13 protein-coding genes are annotated in these 17884 nt (G+C 45.2%); 10 read left to right on the forward strand and 3 right to left on the reverse strand.

Going from position 1 to position 17884, the window contains the following annotated elements; all coding sequences use genetic code 11:
* The first annotated feature begins 64 nt into the window (after positions 1-64).
* From kdsA to rpoS, 10 genes are all read left to right on the forward strand, one after another.
* On the forward strand, positions 65-919 hold the full coding sequence (kdsA, locus tag MJ595_RS14730) for a 3-deoxy-8-phosphooctulonate synthase (RefSeq protein WP_263078718.1): 855 nt from the start codon (positions 65-67) through the stop codon (positions 917-919).
* Between the two features lie 381 nt (positions 920-1300).
* Positions 1301-2593, forward strand: a complete 1293-nt coding sequence (eno, locus tag MJ595_RS14735; protein ID WP_263078719.1) for a phosphopyruvate hydratase — start codon at positions 1301-1303, stop codon at positions 2591-2593.
* Between the two features lie 233 nt (positions 2594-2826).
* Positions 2827-3099, forward strand: coding sequence for a septum formation initiator family protein (locus MJ595_RS14740; protein ID WP_263078720.1), 273 nt, complete (start codon positions 2827-2829; stop codon positions 3097-3099).
* A gap of 9 nt (positions 3100-3108) precedes the next feature.
* Positions 3109-3843, forward strand: coding sequence for a 2-C-methyl-D-erythritol 4-phosphate cytidylyltransferase (gene ispD, locus MJ595_RS14745; RefSeq protein WP_263078721.1), 735 nt, complete (start codon positions 3109-3111; stop codon positions 3841-3843).
* Entirely contained in the window at positions 3843-4313 is a 471-nt protein-coding gene (gene ispF, locus MJ595_RS14750) for a 2-C-methyl-D-erythritol 2,4-cyclodiphosphate synthase (protein WP_263078722.1), read from the forward strand. The genes ispD and ispF overlap by 1 nt, the downstream gene beginning before the upstream one ends.
* Positions 4314-4658: 345 nt before the next feature.
* Positions 4659-5720 carry a tRNA pseudouridine(13) synthase TruD gene (gene truD / locus MJ595_RS14755; protein ID WP_263078723.1) on the forward strand — a complete coding sequence of 354 codons (1062 nt, stop codon included), beginning with the start codon at positions 4659-4661 and terminating at the stop codon, positions 5718-5720.
* Positions 5698-6447, forward strand: a complete 750-nt coding sequence (gene surE, locus MJ595_RS14760; protein WP_263078724.1) for a 5'/3'-nucleotidase SurE — start codon at positions 5698-5700, stop codon at positions 6445-6447. Before truD ends, surE begins: the two co-directional genes overlap by 23 nt.
* Positions 6444-7118 carry a protein-L-isoaspartate(D-aspartate) O-methyltransferase gene (locus MJ595_RS14765; protein WP_263078725.1) on the forward strand — a complete coding sequence of 225 codons (675 nt, stop codon included), beginning with the start codon at positions 6444-6446 and terminating at the stop codon, positions 7116-7118. Before surE ends, MJ595_RS14765 begins: the two co-directional genes overlap by 4 nt.
* 292 nt (positions 7119-7410) lie before the next feature.
* On the forward strand, positions 7411-8142 hold the full coding sequence (locus MJ595_RS14770; RefSeq protein WP_263078726.1) for a peptidoglycan DD-metalloendopeptidase family protein: 732 nt from the start codon (positions 7411-7413) through the stop codon (positions 8140-8142).
* 97 nt (positions 8143-8239) lie between these two features.
* Positions 8240-9274 carry an RNA polymerase sigma factor RpoS gene (rpoS, locus tag MJ595_RS14775; protein ID WP_263078727.1) on the forward strand — a complete coding sequence of 345 codons (1035 nt, stop codon included), beginning with the start codon at positions 8240-8242 and terminating at the stop codon, positions 9272-9274.
* Between the two features lie 89 nt (positions 9275-9363).
* Here the strand turns inward: rpoS and MJ595_RS14780 are convergent, their stop codons facing one another.
* The 3 genes from MJ595_RS14780 to MJ595_RS14790 form a co-directional block, all read right to left on the reverse strand.
* On the reverse strand, positions 9364-9687 hold the full coding sequence (locus tag MJ595_RS14780) for a ferredoxin family protein (protein WP_263078728.1): 324 nt from the start codon (positions 9685-9687) through the stop codon (positions 9364-9366).
* Between the two features lie 438 nt (positions 9688-10125).
* On the reverse strand, positions 10126-12696 hold the full coding sequence (mutS, locus tag MJ595_RS14785; RefSeq protein ID WP_263078729.1) for a DNA mismatch repair protein MutS: 2571 nt from the start codon (positions 12694-12696) through the stop codon (positions 10126-10128).
* Between the two features lie 308 nt (positions 12697-13004).
* Complete coding sequence (locus MJ595_RS14790) at positions 13005-17864, reverse strand: hypothetical protein (RefSeq protein ID WP_263078730.1); 4860 nt, start codon at positions 17862-17864, stop codon at positions 13005-13007.
* Positions 17865-17884: the final 20 nt, after the last annotated feature.

Here is a 17884-nt window from a genome sequence, read left to right on the forward strand (position 1 = left end):
GCAGCTATTTAAGGCTGCCTTTACAGCTTTTTCAGTGTCTTATATAACAAAAGCGGAATAGAAAATGATACCGAGTAAAACAGTAGCTATCGGTGATATTCAGCTGGCTAATGACAAGCCATTTGTGCTTTTTGGCGGTATGAATGTACTGGAATCCAGGGATTTGGCTCTGGCCATTGCTGAAAGTTATGTCAAGGTAACGGAGAGGCTGGGCATTCCCTATGTCTTTAAAGCCTCTTTTGACAAAGCCAATCGATCCTCCATTCATTCCTACCGTGGTCCAGGGCTGGAAGAGGGGCTGAAAATTTTTGAGGAAATCAAAAAGGCCTTCGGAATCCCTGTTATCACTGACGTTCATGAGCCTGAGCAATGTCAGCCAGTGGCGGATGTGGTTGATGTTATCCAGCTACCCGCCTTTTTGGCGCGTCAGACCGACCTGGTTGAGGCAATGGCTAAAACCGGTGCCGTGATTAATGTTAAAAAGCCCCAGTTTTTAAGTCCTCCGCAAATGGGCAATATCGTTGATAAGTTCCGTGAGTGCGGTAATGAACAGATTGTTCTCTGTGAACGTGGCAGCTGTATGGGATACGACAATCTGGTGGTTGATATGCTGGGTTTCCATACCATGAAAGACGTCAGTGGTGGCATGCCGGTGATTTTTGATGTGACCCACTCCCTCCAGTGTCGTGATCCCATGGGCGCAGCCTCAGGTGGTCGCCGCCATCAGGTCACAGAGCTGGCGCGTTCAGGCATGGCTGTTGGCCTGGCAGGACTATTCCTGGAAGCCCATCCTGACCCTGATAATGCCCGCTGCGATGGCCCTTCTGCATTGCGTTTATCGACGCTGGAGCCATTCCTCAAGCAGGTCAAGGCGGTTGATGACCTGGTCAAGTCCTTTACACCCATTAATACGCAATAAAGGCAGAGGGAGAAAAGCTTCAGGCAAAAGTCTGTGGTTTTTCCAGAGATCCACAAAAATTAGTTTTCTGATAATCTTCTATTATTGTGAGAAAACTGCCTGTTTTTCAGGCAGTTTTCCCGTTTGATAACATCCTCTCTACAGCTTCTAACATAAGCTGTCATGATGTACTCAACCCTAGTGTTCATGCGGCTGGTGCTGGCTAGCTAGCCCTTTGACACTGCATTTGTCGATGGTATAGTTGCCGCTCCCGCAACCGATGATAACCGTCAGTGCAAGGGTATTTTATCCTGACTGCCCTGCTGTGAATCCATCGTGATGGTGCGGGTATCCTCTCATTTTTGTAATGATGTTTCCGAATTCTTTATCCCGGAGTAACACATGACCGCTATCAAGGAAATCAAGGCTCGTGAAGTTCTCGACTCCCGTGGTAACCCCACCGTCGAAGCTGATGTCATCCTGGAATCCGGTGCCATGGGCCGTGCCTGTGCACCCAGTGGCGCATCCACCGGTTCTCGTGAGGCTCTGGAACTCCGTGACGGCGACAAGTCCCGTTACCTGGGCAAAGGCGTACTGAAAGCTATTGCCAATATCAATGGTTCCATCCGTGATGCGCTGATCGGTTTTGATGCCGAAGACCAGCGTGGCCTGGATCAGAAGATGATTGATCTGGACGGCACTGACAACAAGTCCAAGCTGGGTGCCAATGCTATCCTGGCAGTATCCCTGGCTAGCGCCAAAGCGGCAGCTGCGGATAAAAATATTCCTCTGTACCAGCATATTGCTGACCTGAACGGTACTTCCGGCCAGTTCACCATGCCTGTACCCATGATGAATATTCTGAATGGCGGTGAGCATGCTGACAACAACGTCGACATCCAGGAATTCATGGTTCAGCCTGTTGGCGCCAAGACTTTTGCTGAAGCCCTGCGTATGGGTGCTGAAATCTTCCACGCCCTGAAAAAAGTACTGTCTGGCAAGGGCCTGAACACCGCTGTGGGTGATGAAGGTGGCTTTGCTCCAAACCTGGCATCCAATGCTGAAGCCCTGGCTGTTATTAAGGAAGCCGTGGCTGCCGCTGGTTACAAGTTGGGTGAAGAAGTGACCCTGGCTATGGACTGCGCCGCTTCCGAATTTTATGTTGACGGACAGTACAACATGAAAGGTGAAGGCAAGATATTCTCCTCCAATGAATTCTCCGATTACCTGGCCAAGCTCACGGAAGAGTTCCCTATCATCTCCATTGAAGATGGTCTGGACGAATCTGACTGGGATGGTTTTGCTTACCAGACCAAGATCCTGGGTGACAAGATCCAGATCGTGGGTGATGACCTGTTTGTTACCAATACCAAGATCCTGAAGGAAGGTATTGATAAGGGTATTGCTAACTCCATCCTGATCAAGTTCAACCAGATTGGCTCCCTGACCGAGACTCTGGAAGCCATCAAGATGGCTAAGGATGCGGGTTACACTGCCGTGATTTCCCACCGTTCCGGTGAGACTGAAGACGCCACTATTGCTGACCTGGCTGTGGGTACCTGCGCTGGCCAGATCAAGACCGGTTCCCTGTGCCGTTCTGACCGTGTTTCCAAGTACAACCAGCTGCTGCGTATTGAAGAAGAGCTGGGTGCCCAGGCACCATACCGCGGCATGGCTGAATTCAAGCGCGGATAATTTATATTGGTACTTTGTAGGTGCTAATAGGCATAGAAAGGGGCTTCGGCCCCTTTTTTCATGATCGATTGACGGTGCCCCGGGATATCCATATAACAGGCATTGGTGGTTGAGAATGGCGCCTCATACCCTGAACCATTTTTAATGCTCTACTGCCATCAAGGATGTTACTATCTATAGTTTTTACAGTTGTCGTCTGTTAAACGGTGAGTTTTACTGCCAGGGTTAGGTCAATGCGCAGACTATTTATTGGCATCCTCTTGATCGTACTGGTTTATTTGCAGTTCCGGCTTTGGAGCGGAGAGGGCAGTGTGGCAGAAATCATATCGCTGAAAGAAAAAATCATGCTTCAGCAAAGGGAAAATGGCCGTTTATACCAACGCAATAATTTACTGACTAATGAGATCATTGAGTTACAGAATGGGTTGCAAACCGTTGAAGAGGAAGCCCGTCAAGAACTGGGTATGATTAAACGGGATGAAACCTTTTATCTGATTTATGACTAAGGTGTAAATGTGGCTGTTTCAGATCAACCTATGGCGCCAAAATTCTGGGCGATTATTCCGGCTGCCGGTGTCGGAAGAAGAATGAACGTCGATATTCCCAAGCAGTACCTTGAAATCAGGGGGAAAACCCTGATAGAGCACACGCTTGAACGGCTCATAGATTTTCCCACTCTTGAAAAAATTGTTGTGGTGCTGGGAGCCGGTGATGAGTACGCCAGGGACATTGACCTGCTTGATCATCAGAAAATTCTGCTGGCAGAAGGGGGTAAAGAGCGCAGTCACTCAGTTATGAACGGGATGGAAGCACTTAAGTCCCATGCCCTACCTGAAGATTGGGTGCTTGTTCATGATGCCGCCCGTCCCTGTATTCGAAGGGCTGACCTTGACTGGCTGGTGGAGTGTCTCAAAGATCATGAGGTGGGAGGTCTTCTGGGGACTCCGGTAAGGGATACAATGAAGCGCACGGGCCCTGATGATTCCGTGATTGAAACAGTTGAACGTTGCTCATTATGGCATGCATTCACTCCTCAAATGTTTAGATTTGCTATTTTAGAAAAAGCACTTGCCACGGCGGTAAGAAATCAGGTGCCGATCACTGATGAGGCCAGTGCAATAGAGTATGCGGGTTTCAAGCCCATGATGGTAGAAGGTCATACGGATAATATTAAAGTGACCTCTGGGCCGGATTTGGCCTTGGCATCACTGCATATTGAACAACAATCCAAATTGATTGAGAGCTTGTAATGCGTATTGGTCATGGCTTTGATGTCCATCGTTTTGGTGAAGGTGATCACATTATTCTGGGTGGGGTTGAAATCCCTTATGAACAGGGGCTGATAGCGCATTCTGATGGAGATGTATTGCTGCATGCCATTTGTGATGCCTTGCTGGGTGCTGCCGGGCTAGGTGATATCGGTGGCCATTTTCCTGATACGGATGAACGGTTCTCAGGGATTGATAGCCGTAAACTGCTACGCCATGTTGTTGCTTTGCTCAGGGAAAATAATCTGGTTCCGGGTAATATTGACAGCACCATTGTTGCCCAGGCACCCAGAATGGCAGCCTATATAGAGGCTATGCGTAGCAATATCGCTGAAGATCTGGGGATTGCCTGTAGCCGTGTTAATGTGAAAGCCACAACCACTGAAAAGCTGGGATATACCGGCCGTAAAGAAGGCATTGCTGTTCACGCAGTGGCGCTGGTTTTTGAATAGAGCGCAGATTCGTTCTGAGTTATCATATTAAGCCACCTATAGGTGGCTTTTTCTTGGATAGATAATGAGCGTGTATGCCCGTTGATAATCTATCAATTTCAGTCGTACATATCAGTACCGGCGATAGCAACCCGCATTACTTCCGGGTAATATAATGGCCTCTGTGATTGACCACGCTATCGCATATCCGTCTAAGTAACGCATCAGGCTAAAGACGAAATCCAGCAGTAATTGGTATGATTACCCTGAAGCAGTCCTAAGCAACTCGCATAGGGCCTAAAGGCAGGAATCTGGGTAGACTGCTTCCAATTAGAATCCGCTATCTTGACCATAAGTTGATATTGCATGAATCAAAATTCCTTTTCCCTGGACTGGCACCATGCCTGGGGTGGCCCACTGGGGCATTGCCAGTTTAAAAGTATTCCTGAAGATTTTATTGTGGATGAAGAGCTACCCTTTGAGCCAGAGGGTGAAGGCGAGCATCTGTTATTGCGCATCGAAAAAACAGGCCACAATACTGATTGGGTGGCTGGGCAGCTGGCCCGGCATATTGGCGTTAAACGCTCCTCAATCAGCTATGCCGGGAGAAAAGACCGCCAGGGAATAACCCGTCAGTGGTTTTGTGTATCCTTGCCTGGGTTGCCAGATCCTGACTGGCAAGGGTTTGAGACAGAATCACTGCAAATTATCACAAGCGTGAGGCACCGTAAAAAATTACGGACAGGGGCGTTAAAATCCAATCGCTTTAAAATTACCCTAAGACAGGTCGATGGAAAGCAGGCTGAACTGGAAAAACGTTTGTGCCAAATTTCGGCCAAAGGGGTCCCTAACTATTTTGGGCATCAGCGGTTTGGCAGGAATGGGAATAATCTGGAAAAAGCGTCGTTACTCTTTGAGGGTAGCCTGAGGGTTCAGCGAAATAAGCGTTCCATGTATCTGTCTGCTGCCCGTTCCTGGCTATTTAACCAGGTGCTCAGTGAGAGGGTTGCTCTGAATAACTGGAATGATTGGGTTGCGGGTGATGTCCTGGGCTTTCAGGATAATAATAGCCTGATATTTGATGAACTGGATGAGTCGTTAAAGGCGCGTCTTGAACAGAATCAAGTGACACCCACAGGCCCTTTATGGGGGAGAGGAACCCTGTTGTCAGGTATCGCCTGTAAACAGTTAGAAGAAACGGTATGCGGTCGATATCAATTACTGTGTGAGGGCTTGGAAACGCAAGGCTTGCAGCAGGAGCGCAGGGCCTTGAGATTGATGCCTGGCGAGATGTCATGGCAATGGTGTGATAGTGCTACGTTAACCCTAGAATTCCGTTTGCCCAAAGGCTGTTTTGCCACATCGGTGCTTAGGGAGTTACTTGTTTGTAATGAAGGAGTGCCAGGTGAAAATACTGTTGTCGAATGATGATGGCTTTGCAGCAGCGGGACTGTCTGAGTTATATCAGCACATTAGCACTATGGCTGATTGTGTTGTGGTGGCACCTGACCGGGATTGCTCAGGGCTGAGCAGTTCCATAACGCTGGATCGGCCGCTGCGTGTGACCGAGCATGATAATGGCTTTATCAGTATTGATGGTACACCGGCAGACTGTGTGCATTTAGCACTGAATGGTTTGATGGATAAGCTTCCCGATCGTGTTATCTCAGGCATTAATCTGGGTGCCAATTTAGGTGATGATGTATTGTATTCAGGAACGGTTGGAGCTGCCATGGAAGGGCGGTTTATGTCGAAATGTGCTCTTGCCCTGTCTGTATGTGGACGGGACAAAAGTAATCTTGAGTCGGCTGGTCGCGTTGTTAAAAGGTTGTTTTCAGTACTGGATCGCCTTGATGTGCCAAAAGGGACTGTGTTAAATATCAATATACCGGCCTGTGACTTTGGGGATATCCGAGGTATGAAAGTAACCCGTTTAGGCCATCGTGAAAGACCCGCCCCGCCAGTGAAGGTGGTTGATCCAAGAGGCAAGGCAGCATACTGGGTTGCCAAGGTTGGACGTGAGCTGGATGCGGGAGAAGGAACGGATTTTCATGCTATTGCCAATAATTACATCTCTATCACGCCATTACAGTATGACCAGACCCATCACGGAACCCTGTCTCAGGTAGGAAAGTGGCTGGGGGTCAATTTATGAGGGCGATGAATATCGATGGAATAGGGATGACTTCCCAGCGTACCCGGGAACGATTAATCCGGCGTTTAATAGCACAAGGCATTAAATCAAGAGGTGTTCTTGATGCTATTCGTACGACCCCTCGCCATATTTTTGTGGATGAGGCACTCTCTCACAGAGCCTATGAAGATACTGCCCTCCCCATAGGCCATAACCAGACCTTGTCACAGCCCTATATTGTTGCCCGGATGACAGAAGCTTTACTGGGTGGCGGAAGCCTAAACAACGTACTGGAAATCGGGACAGGCTCCGGTTATCAGACTGCTATTTTAGCCAAGCTGGTGAAGAGGGTTTACTCCATTGAACGAATCAAGTCGCTTCAGGACAAGGCCAGGGAAAGGCTCAGGCTTTTATCTGTATTTAATACCCAATTCAAGATGAGTGATGGTTCTACCGGATGGGCCAGTACAGCCCCCTTTGATGGAATTTTGGTAGCAGCAGCACCGACAAAACTGCCGGTTGACCTGCTTTCACAGTTATCGCCTGAGGGGGGACGAATGGTGATCCCGGTGGGAGAAGCAGATCATCAGGAGCTGGTGTTGGTGATCCGGGATGGAGAGCGGTTTCGACAAAAAAAACTTGAACCTGTCCGCTTCGTTCCCATGTTAAGTGGAGTGATTAGGGACTGTTAGAGAAAGTTGCCAAAAACAGGCTCTCATTTTCTTATATGGGAGCTCACACTCTTCACCATCAACCATCAACCATCAACCATCAACCATCAACTATATATACTCCTTGAATGACTCCAGCGTCCATTCAAATCATGCTTGATGATTTGTTATAATTTTTTCTAATTAACTATATTTTTTTATTTCTATTGTTGATTACAAGGCAGTTTTTTTGAGGAATGCCTTTTTGATCAGAGGGGTATAAATGGTAAGAAAGCGGCCAGTCTATTATTTGAACGTTTGCTCTAAAATATTAATGATTTCTTTCTTAGCCTATTTATTAGCCGGATGCGCCCATGACCCGGCAAGTGTCCAGGTTACAGAACTGAGACACCCCCCTAAAGTTACCAGGGGGGTGCATACTGTAAAAAAGGGGGAGTCTCTGTACTCCATTGCCTGGCTATATGGAAGGGATTTTAATGAGTTGGCTGACAGTAATGGTATTAAAGTACCGTACGTCATTTACCCTGGCCAGAATATTAATCTGGAGATAGAGGGAGGTCGTAAAACATCCAAAAAGTATCCTGTAACTGCATCAAAAAAAGACAGCCATAAATCATCCGTGGTTAAAAAAAATACAGTTAATTTTAAAAAGAAAGAGCAGCTTGTATCAGGGGGAATTCATTGGCAATGGCCAGCCTTTGGTCGAGTTATTGAAATATTTTCCAGTTATGGGCGAGTGAATAAGGGTATTGATATCGAAGGCAATTTGGGGGACTCTGTAATGGCGGCCGCTTCTGGCGAAGTTGTTTATGCTGGAAGTGAACTCAGTGGGTATGGCCGATTAATTATTCTAAAACATAATAATAGCTATCTGAGTGCATACGCTCACAATAGGGAGCTGCATGTGCGGGAAGGAGACTTGGTTAAAGCGGGCCAGAAGATAGCCGAAATAGGTTCTACAGGAGCGACGGAGCCTAAGCTGCATTTTGAGATTCGGCGAAATGGTAAACCGGTCGACCCTATGGGATATCTGCCGATGCGTTGAGCTGAGAAGTGTAGTGGTAGCAGAGGGATCTCACGGGTGTCGACGCAGCTTTGGGTTGCTCGGCAGAGAGTGGGGCTTTCGGATAGGACTGACTCTTATGGCACCGAAGAGGGATAACTCAGAGTTAAGCAGTTATGCTGAGGACAAGATCCAGGGAGAGGATCAGGAATTTGACACTGATGGTAGTATTGATGTGTCTGAAGGGCCAGCCTTGGTAGAGGCCAGGCCCAAGGCTCAAGGGGCTTCCGCTGCTATCGGCTCAGGCCGCAAGCGCGAAGACGATGCCTTTTACAAGTCTGTGGATGCAACGCAGCTTTATCTCAATGAAATCGGCTTTTCGCCCCTTCTGACACCAGAGGAAGAGGTGCATTATGCACGGCTTGCGAGAAAGGGTGTTGAAGCTGGGCGGCGTCGTATGATTGAGAGTAATTTGCGGCTTGTGGTGAAAATTTCCCGCCGCTATGTCAATCGGGGATTGACCCTTCTGGATCTTATTGAGGAAGGAAATCTGGGGCTTATCAGGGCTGTAGAGAAATTTGACCCGGAGCGGGGTTTCAGATTTTCTACCTATGCTACCTGGTGGATCCGGCAAACCATTGAGCGAGCCATTATGAACCAGACTCGCACGATTCGCTTGCCTATTCATGTGGTGAAGGAACTTAATGTGTACCTTCGTGCTGCGAGAGAGCTGACTCAAAAGCTTGATCATGACCCCACTCCGGAAGAAATAGCGCAACTACTTGACAAGCCAGTGGCTGATGTCAAGAGAATGCTGGGATTGAATGAGCGTGTCACATCGGTTGATACCCCATTAGGCCCTGATTCGGATAAATCGATTCTTGACACGATCTCTGATGAGAAAGAGTCTGATCCTGCGCACTTGTTGCAGAATCTTGACCTTAATGACAGCCTCGATCGCTGGCTTGGAGAGTTGTCAGAGAAGCAAAGGGAAGTGGTGACTCGACGTTTCGGCTTAAGAGGGTATGAAACAAGCACTCTTGAGGAGGTGGGAAAAGAAATAGGCCTTACCCGTGAAAGGGTGCGCCAGATTCAGGTTGAGGCGCTTAAGCGCTTGAGGAGTATTCTTGAAAAGCAGGGGCTATCCGGCGAATCGCTCTTTAGCGGACAGTAGTAGACATATCCCTGTAAGGTAACAAAGGCCATATAGTATTTCTATATGGCCTTTGTTGTTTTTCTGGTTAAGGTTATATGAGAAAAACCTTAGCGCTCAAGCTGTGCCAGTTTCCCTTGAACACCATCCCACTCTTCAGCATCGGGGAGAGGGTCTTTTTTCTCTGTAATATTGGTCCAGATTTCAGCCAGTTCAGCATTAAGCTCGATGAATGCTTGCTGGTCCTCAGGAACCTCATCCTCGGAAAAAATAGCATTGGCAGGACACTCGGGTTCGCACAGGGCGCAGTCTATGCATTCATCAGGATGAATAACGAGAAAGTTGGGTCCTTCATAGAAGCAGTCCACAGGACAAACTTCGACGCAATCGGTGTATTTGCACTTGATGCAGTTTTCACCCACTATGAAAGCCATGGTGTTTAAACTCCATTTGTTCAGGCTAATAAGTTACAGGACAGGGTATCAGGAAAGTGTCTGGAGCCGTTGCAGGGAGTTTCATAAGCTCTCTTCTCAGTTGTAGAAGCTGTCGCCTGAAAAGTAGGCACACACGCTTATTTGTGGATCAACACAGTCTTTCTGATTGTAAGGCAAAATGGCGGGAACCAACGTGAAAGACTCCTGTAAAACATATTGCCTTAAACTGGATAACCGCTCCAGTGATTAAAAAGTCGCATTGATATAGGACTATTTTAGAGTATTCTTCCTGAAATTACTGTACCCCGGTTTCTGTTGGCATAAACTTGCGAGTACACGATTTTATGCCTGGGAGCACCAGCTATTTTGTTGATAGCTGGTGGGGTATAAAGTCAGGGGATGATTCTATCAGTTAAGTATTATAGGTCATAGTCATCTTCACATTAGATGCTTGAGTTGATAAAGCAACTCTAATGCCTGACGTGGGCTGATATCATCCGGGTTAATGGTTTCCAGCATGTCCACGGCAGGGTGTGGCTGTGGTTCAGAGAATAAATCGGACTGGACGGGGGAGCTGGCAGTGGCAGGTACTTGGGATGAAGGTGAGTCCTCCTGCTCAAGCTGTGCCAATTTTAGTTGAGCCTGATTGATCACATGTCGGGGTACACCCGCTAGCTGAGCTACCTGTAAACCGTAACTTTGGCTGGCAGGCCCCTCCTGCACTGCATGGAGGAATACAATACGATCATCATGTTCGGTGGCATTTAAATGAACATTGGTAACATTATTGCATTGCTCCGGTAATTGGGTCAGTTCGAAATAATGGGTGGCAAACAGGGTAAATGCCTTGACGGATTCAGCAAGATAATGAGCACAAGCCCATGCCAGGGATAAACCATCAAAAGTACTGGTTCCCCGGCCTACCTCGTCCATGAGCACCAAACTATACTCGGTTGCATTATGAAGGATATTGGCGGTTTCGGTCATCTCCACCATAAAGGTGGAGCGACCGCCTGCCAGGTCATCGGATGAGCCTATTCGAGTAAATATGCGATCCACCAGGCCAATCTTTGCTTCACTGGCGGGTACAAAGCTGCCTATATGCGCCAATAAGACAATCAGGGCGGTTTGTCGCATATAGGTGGATTTACCCCCCATATTGGGGCCGGTAATCACTAGCATGCGTCGGCCACTATGGAGTGATGTACTGTTGGCGACAAAGGGAGAGTCCAGCACTTGCTCCACAACAGGATGACGCCCTTCTTTTATTTCAATGCCTGGTGCCTGAACCAGGTCTGGTGGAGAAAAGTGCAGGGTTTCTGCGCGCTCGGCAAGATTGTTAAGTACATCAAGTTCTGAAAGACAGAGGGCGCACTCTTGCAGAGGAGCAAGATGTCCGAGTAACTGTTCCAGAAGGCTGTCGTATAATGCTTTTTCCCTCGCTAATGCACGGCTTTTACTGGATAAGGCCTTATCTTCAAACTCCTTAAGTTCCGGGGTAATAAAGCGTTCGGTATTTTTTAGGGTTTGCCTGCGGATATAGTCAACAGGAGCATCTTCAGATTCCCGTCGGCTGAGTTCAATATAATAGCCGTGTACTCGATTAAAGCCGACTTTCAGGGAAGATAATTGAGTTCGTTCCCGTTCCCTTTGTTCAAGCTGAACAAGGTAGTCGCCAGCATTCTGGCTAATGGAGCGAAGCTCATCCAGTTCGGGGTCATAGCCTTCTGCGATAACGCCACCATCCCGGATAACCACCGGTGGATTTTCTATGATGGCTTTTTGCAGCAACTCTGCCAGTTCGGGGTGTTCACTGACGCCTTCAGCAAGGACGTGTATTGGCTGACTATCAATAGTGGCCAGGGATTGCTGTAGTTCAGGTAACAGGTGAAGGGCATCCCTGAGTCGGGCCAGGTCTCTGGGACGCGCTGACTTCAAGGCCACCCGGGCAAGGATACGTTCAATGTCGCCGATGCCTTTCAGTATGTGATGGATAGCCTCAAAGTGATAGCCATTTTTGATGGCGGCAATACTGGATTGTCTGTCCTGCAGTTTTTTCAGGTTGCGAATAGGCCGATTCAGCCAGCGTGCCAGTAGTCGGCTGCCCATAGCAGTGGCGGTGTTGTCCATTACCTCAGTCAGAGTGTGTTCACGGCCGCCGGAAAGGTTAATGGTGAGCTCCAGGTTACGTCTGCTGGCGGCATCAAGTACCACGCTTTCTTCGCGGTTTTCCTGACTCAGCTGGCGGATGTGGGGAAGGGCTGTACGTTGGGTTTCTTTCGCGTACTGTATCAAACAACCAGCGGACTCAAGAGCCGTATGAAGGTGGGCACAGCCAAAGCCTTCCAGATCCTTTGTCTGGAATTGGCGGGTTAATTGCTCTATGGCCGTTTGCAGTTCAAAGTCCCAGGGTGGCCGTCTGCAAAAACCATGGCGTTGTGTCAGTGGAATAGGCCATTCGTGGTTTTCGTTGCACAGTACTTCGGCTGGGTTCAGTCGCTCTACCTCCGATAGCATGGCTTCCTCACCACTCACTTCAAGGACAGAAAAGCGGCCACTGGTGATATCCAGAACAGCAATGCCAAAAAGTGTCTCATGGCGGGTTACGGCCATAAGCAGGTTGTCCTGGCGTTCATCCAGTAACGCTTCATCACTGATGGTTCCCGGAGTTAAAATGCGGGCTACTTGTCTTTCAACGGGGCCTTTTGATGTGGCCGGATCACCTACCTGTTCACAGATGGCCACCGATTGACCGCTGCGCAGGAGTTTGGCAAGGTAACCCTCCACAGAATGATAGGGAATCCCGGCCATGGGTATGGGTTCTCCAGCAGACTGGCCCCTGGCTGTCAGGGTAATGTCCAGTAACCGGGCCGCTTTTTTGGCATCCTCATAGAATAACTCATAGAAGTCCCCCATCCGATAAAACACCATATGATCTCGGTGTTGTTGCTTGATGCGAAGGTATTGCTGCATCATCGGGGTATGCTTGGAGAGGTCTGTATTTTTCATTTAAGTCAATAGGTTGAGGATTTGTATAGGTTGTTTGGGGCACTTTTGGAGCAATAGGGTATATTATCATGTGTTAATTATTACTGGCATAAACATTCCTGTTGCGACCTGTAATACCGATTTGCTTTTTTAATCTCGTCATTGTGCTGGCAAGTTAAATATTTGTTCTGTGTTGGAACTACAGGTAATATCCCTGAGGTATGCCAAAGCTAGTTATAATCCTTGGCCCTATTTAGGGGGTATCCCTTAACTATGTTGAGAAGTGCCGGTGTAGAATAATGGTCTGAACAATGAGCGAACCGGCATAGTTAATGTGTATATGGCTCCGATAATCGACGGGCTGATTTATAGTTCCAGGATGAACTTTTTCCGGGAGCTTCTGAGCCATCGTATGGGCGTTCTCGGTAATGATTATAATGAAGTAATGGCTGCTTCTCCCAGGGAGCCGGCTTAAGGAAAGGCGAAATATTTTTTTGTTCCATACCTGTTGACTGTGGATGGCAGCAACGTATGTGGGTATGAAGCTCCCTGGAATATGTGAAACTATTGAAACAATAAATGCAGTGGTATTTTAATCCTTTATCTTTTACTGTGTTTGACCTGTGAAGACAGGTATGGGCCCTTAAGTGAGTATCACAGAAATATACTTTGTGGCACTGGAGGCAGCGCAGACCCCTTTCATTATAAGCAGTGGGGATGCTAGTTAATTCAGGGCAAATACAGTAACTCTCATTCTCATCTATGGCAAAGGAGCAGTTGCCGCAATACGTTTTTGCAGTGTGCCGTAAGAGATGGTCTTTTGCAGAAATTTCATTGCTTGATGGATGCATGCATAGACAGCAAACCGGTATTGGGGGGGATCTGAGGTCTTTAGAGAAGTCTGGTAGGAAGCTTTTTATTACTTGATGAAGGGAAGATTCTTGTTGCCCATTAGCACTTAAGTCACCGGAAGAGTTAATAATCTGGTTGATTGTATTCATTAATAATAAAAATAAAGTACCACTTACAATAGATATTGAGCATAGTGAGTCCGATGTTGCTATTACCATTGGTAGATAATCACGAATAACTGGCAATAGGTTGCCAGTATCAATAACATGGTTTGTTAAAATTAGTGCTTGATACAGAAGTTTATGGCATTCTCTAATAATATCCCAAGATTTACTTTCAGAGTGCAAAGAAAGGTCTGGACAGGTGAGGCGAGTTATAATATCAGTAAATCCAAGAGAATAGTCTGATTTTGAAAATCTTGATGAAAAGAATTGCGTATATCTACTATGGCTTTGGGGTAATGCTAAAAGAAACTGTTGTATATTTTGTTGTATTGATACCTGGTCTGGCTCTGTCGGAGTGATATTGGATATAGCATAGGCGATTAAAACAGTTGCTAAACATGAGGTTTTTTTATTCATTTTAAGAGAGTTGATAAAATGGGGTAAATCAATATTGGTCACAAGGTCATAAATATTTTTATTTGAGATAAAAGCTGAATTTAGATGAGCTGTACTTCTTATAGTATTAATTATATCGATATAGTAAGTCATATGAGGAATCCAATAATACAATTGATCAGGTTTTTTTGAATAATGAGTATTATTACTGTTTGAAAAAATAGGTTCAAATGATTGAGGGCATAGATTAGAAAGAAGGGATATATCTGTGGTATCCACTGTGCTTGTTGGAGACAAGTTGAAAGCTTCTGCTATATTATCGGCTCTTAATTCTTCTGAACCCTCGAGCATAGCCCGGTGATCATTATTATCCGGGCTTTTTGGTATTGAAGAACTGTATGAATTGTCCCAGCTAGCAGAACGGCCAATTAATAATGGGTTTGACTGGGGTTCTGGAACAGGCTGGCCAGTCACTTCCATTTTTATGGGTGAAGGGCTGGTGAATTCACCCTTGAACATAAATTGACTATTACCCGGGATATTTCTATGTGTAGATAAATTATTGTCGGCTTCTAGTGTTACTAGAACAAAAATTCGTGTATTTTCATTGTTTAATGTGATTTTCAGATGTTCAATGGTCAACTCAGGTGTGAGTTGGGTAAAATAAAGGTTATTGTAAGTTCCAGAATCAGTATAAAGGGAAAAGGTGGATTTTACGTCTTCATCGTGGTTGTGGAATAAAAAGGAGAGATCAATAATAACTATATGATTTGCTCGGTGTTGTGATGATCTTGTATATTTTTGTGATGACAGACGGGTGCAGTGAGCTAATGGTTCAAGATAATCAGCAGGAAATAGGCTGAAATTTATATAACTGCTTCTATATCTCTTTATGTCATGAAGATAACTTAAGAAGAGCGCAGAAGGTCGTTTTAACCTCCCAGCAGTATCCAGCCAGGACATTTCGCGATAAGATAGCTCGATGGTTCTTAGGAATCCAGCATTAGGATGTCGGCGGGTAGGATGAAAATTTTCACCCAAAGCCCATTTTGGAAGAGCATGCCATGGAGGGCGGGGTTGAGTAGAAGGATCAACTTGCACTGGAATAGCATGAGTACGAAAAAAGGTTTTAATTAATGGGAGCATATGATCCGATATGTTACGGATTTTATGTGGTTCTATAAAAGGACTATTTCCAGATATTGTTTTGATGGCATAAGGCGGATAGTATTTAGAAGCTTGGTTTAATGCATAGGTTAAGTCTGGATCTTTTATATCATCTGAATCGGTTGTATTGTTAAAAACAATGTTAGATAAGCCTCTGCTAACATCGTGTAAAAAATCTTCTTGAGAGCTTGTTGTATGTTGTAATGGGTGAACGACCATTGTAGGTTTTGAGGCCCCGCTTTGGAAGGGTGTAGCCTCTTTTGGGGAGCACTGATCGAGCTGTTCAAAATAAGACGTGGTTTCTTCTGCATCTAAAAAATGACTAGGGTAATCCTCATCGCTATCCATGGGAGTCTCTGCATTTTCGTTGGCATCAGCTGCCATAAGAGGCGATGATGTGGGAACGTTTGATTCGGGTTGACCTTCATTGGTAATGGATGTTGAGCAGGATGATTCTGCTGGAGGTAATAAAGAAGTTGTTGCAAGAACCTCTTTATTATTAAAGTTATCTTCTTGGTCAGTTATATCCTCCTGATCAGTTGAATCTTCCCAGTCAGTAATATCCTCCTGCCCGCAATTATTCAGTGAAAGCTCTGTTACAGTGTCAACCTTATCACCCCGTTGTAGTCGCATTTCCTTGATTTGTTCTATCAGGCTAGCCGTTAAAACTTCCAGACACCTTTTAGGTGGTTGATTAAAAGAAACCACTGCTTTTCTATTTTCCTGAGGAACATCTGCCAGTGTTAAAAGATGACTGAGGTATTTATGGAATTGGGGTGGATTGTCCATAGGATGAGAGGTTATGTTATACGGTAAAACAGGTGCTTCTTCAAGGAAAAAACCAATTTCTTGCCTTACCCAGTCTTTTTCAACGGCAAAATCCAGGGCAAGTTGAGTCATACTGTTTTCACAGGGATCATCCATAAAATAACAAAAGGCTTTCAAATATTTATTATTATCATCCTTTGGTATATGGTATTTATTTAAGTAGTGCTCAGCATCACCTGCATCCATAAATATTTTTGCAATGATATAGCAGATTTGAGCCAGTACTTCATATAAACTTCTGGTGATGGTGACCCAGGGTTGACTGTTATCAGGTCCGTTGAGTTCTTTATAGCATTGTGTAAGGTTACCGGAGTATTCTAGCTGGGGAGGAGAGAAATCAATAACACCAAGCTCTTCTCTATCATCCAGTGCAGCATTTTTCCAGTTGGCATCAAATCCAAGCCTTAGCCACTCCCCAGGCATTGCTGATTTGAAATAACGGAATTGCTGTATTATTTGCAGAAAGCCATTAATTATTTTTCTTGTGCCTTTGTTATAATCTATATCAGTTGATTGTGACTGCTCTTTATTGCTTTTATTTAGTTTTGTTAAAATGATATGGGCAAACTTTTCTTCAGGAATTCTTTTTTGTACTGAAAAAAAAACGAATTCAGTTGTATTATCAGGTAAATCAACTTGAAAGAAATCAGTTTTTGATCGAAATAAATTTATACCTGCATGGATGTGAAGCAGTTCTGCAATTATATATTGGTTGAGAATGTACTCTGCTGCTCTTTTAGTTAAAGCAACGCGTTTGAAAATTTTCAATACATAATTATTCATTAGTCGGTGAAGTTCCTCCGCAGAGGAAATTCCAGTAGCATACAATAATTTTTTTAATGCACGCCTGTAGGTATACTCAGTTCTTGACTCAGGGGATATAAGACCATGAGCATGACATGTCCAGCCGATACCTAGCGTTGGCATTATTGCTTCTACGGTTTTATGCTTAGGGTCACGTCCTACCTCTCGACGTTCTGTGGTCAAAATCCAGTGTGCAATTTTTCTATAATTATCTATATCATGGCGAGATTCTGTCAATTCTATTTCATCGAACATTTCATTATCCATTTGATGAAGTGACATTGAGATAGGAGGTTTATGTATCACAGTTGCCGTATGAAAACTACCATGTTTTGATTTAATGGTTTCTGTTAAAACAAGTTCTTCAGGAAAAAGTGATGGCTTAATATTTTTACTTATTCGATCAGCCTTTCGTATATACATACGACCTTTTTTAAATCCTAGCAATTCAGTAGCAGGCCCTGTGATACGGAACTGTGCAACTTCTGGAGGGATTTCTACTTTTCTACCATCACTGATGTCCAGGCATTGTACTTGTGTACTTAATGGTTTCTGAAAAGGTGAAAGAGGATACTCTATAATGTCATGCATAGGTGGCAGGGGAGAGTTTTGATAACATGATGGTGTTGAAGGTATTGGCCCATCAATTTCAGCTTCTCGACGGACTAGAAAAGCATTACCATATTTGTAAACTTCATGCCACTTATTATCTGTTAAGAATGAAAATACGGATGACTCAACTTCCTTACAAAAACTGCTTCGCACTTCAATCATTTCTTTAATATAGGTAACCCAGTTATGAGTAAAGCCATATGGATGATATAGCAAAGAGAAAGAAGCAGAGGTGAGTTGAAGTGTTAATATGAGATTTTTATGATTATAAAAATAAGATATTATAAAAAATAAGATTTTTATTAAATGACAGGTGATTAATAATATCTTATTAATTATGTGGTGATTATGTGGTCTTACTATCATAAAGTATGCAAAGAAGATGT

This window comes from Endozoicomonas sp. Mp262 (assembly GCF_025643335.1).
Classification (GTDB): domain Bacteria; phylum Pseudomonadota; class Gammaproteobacteria; order Pseudomonadales; family Endozoicomonadaceae; genus Endonucleibacter.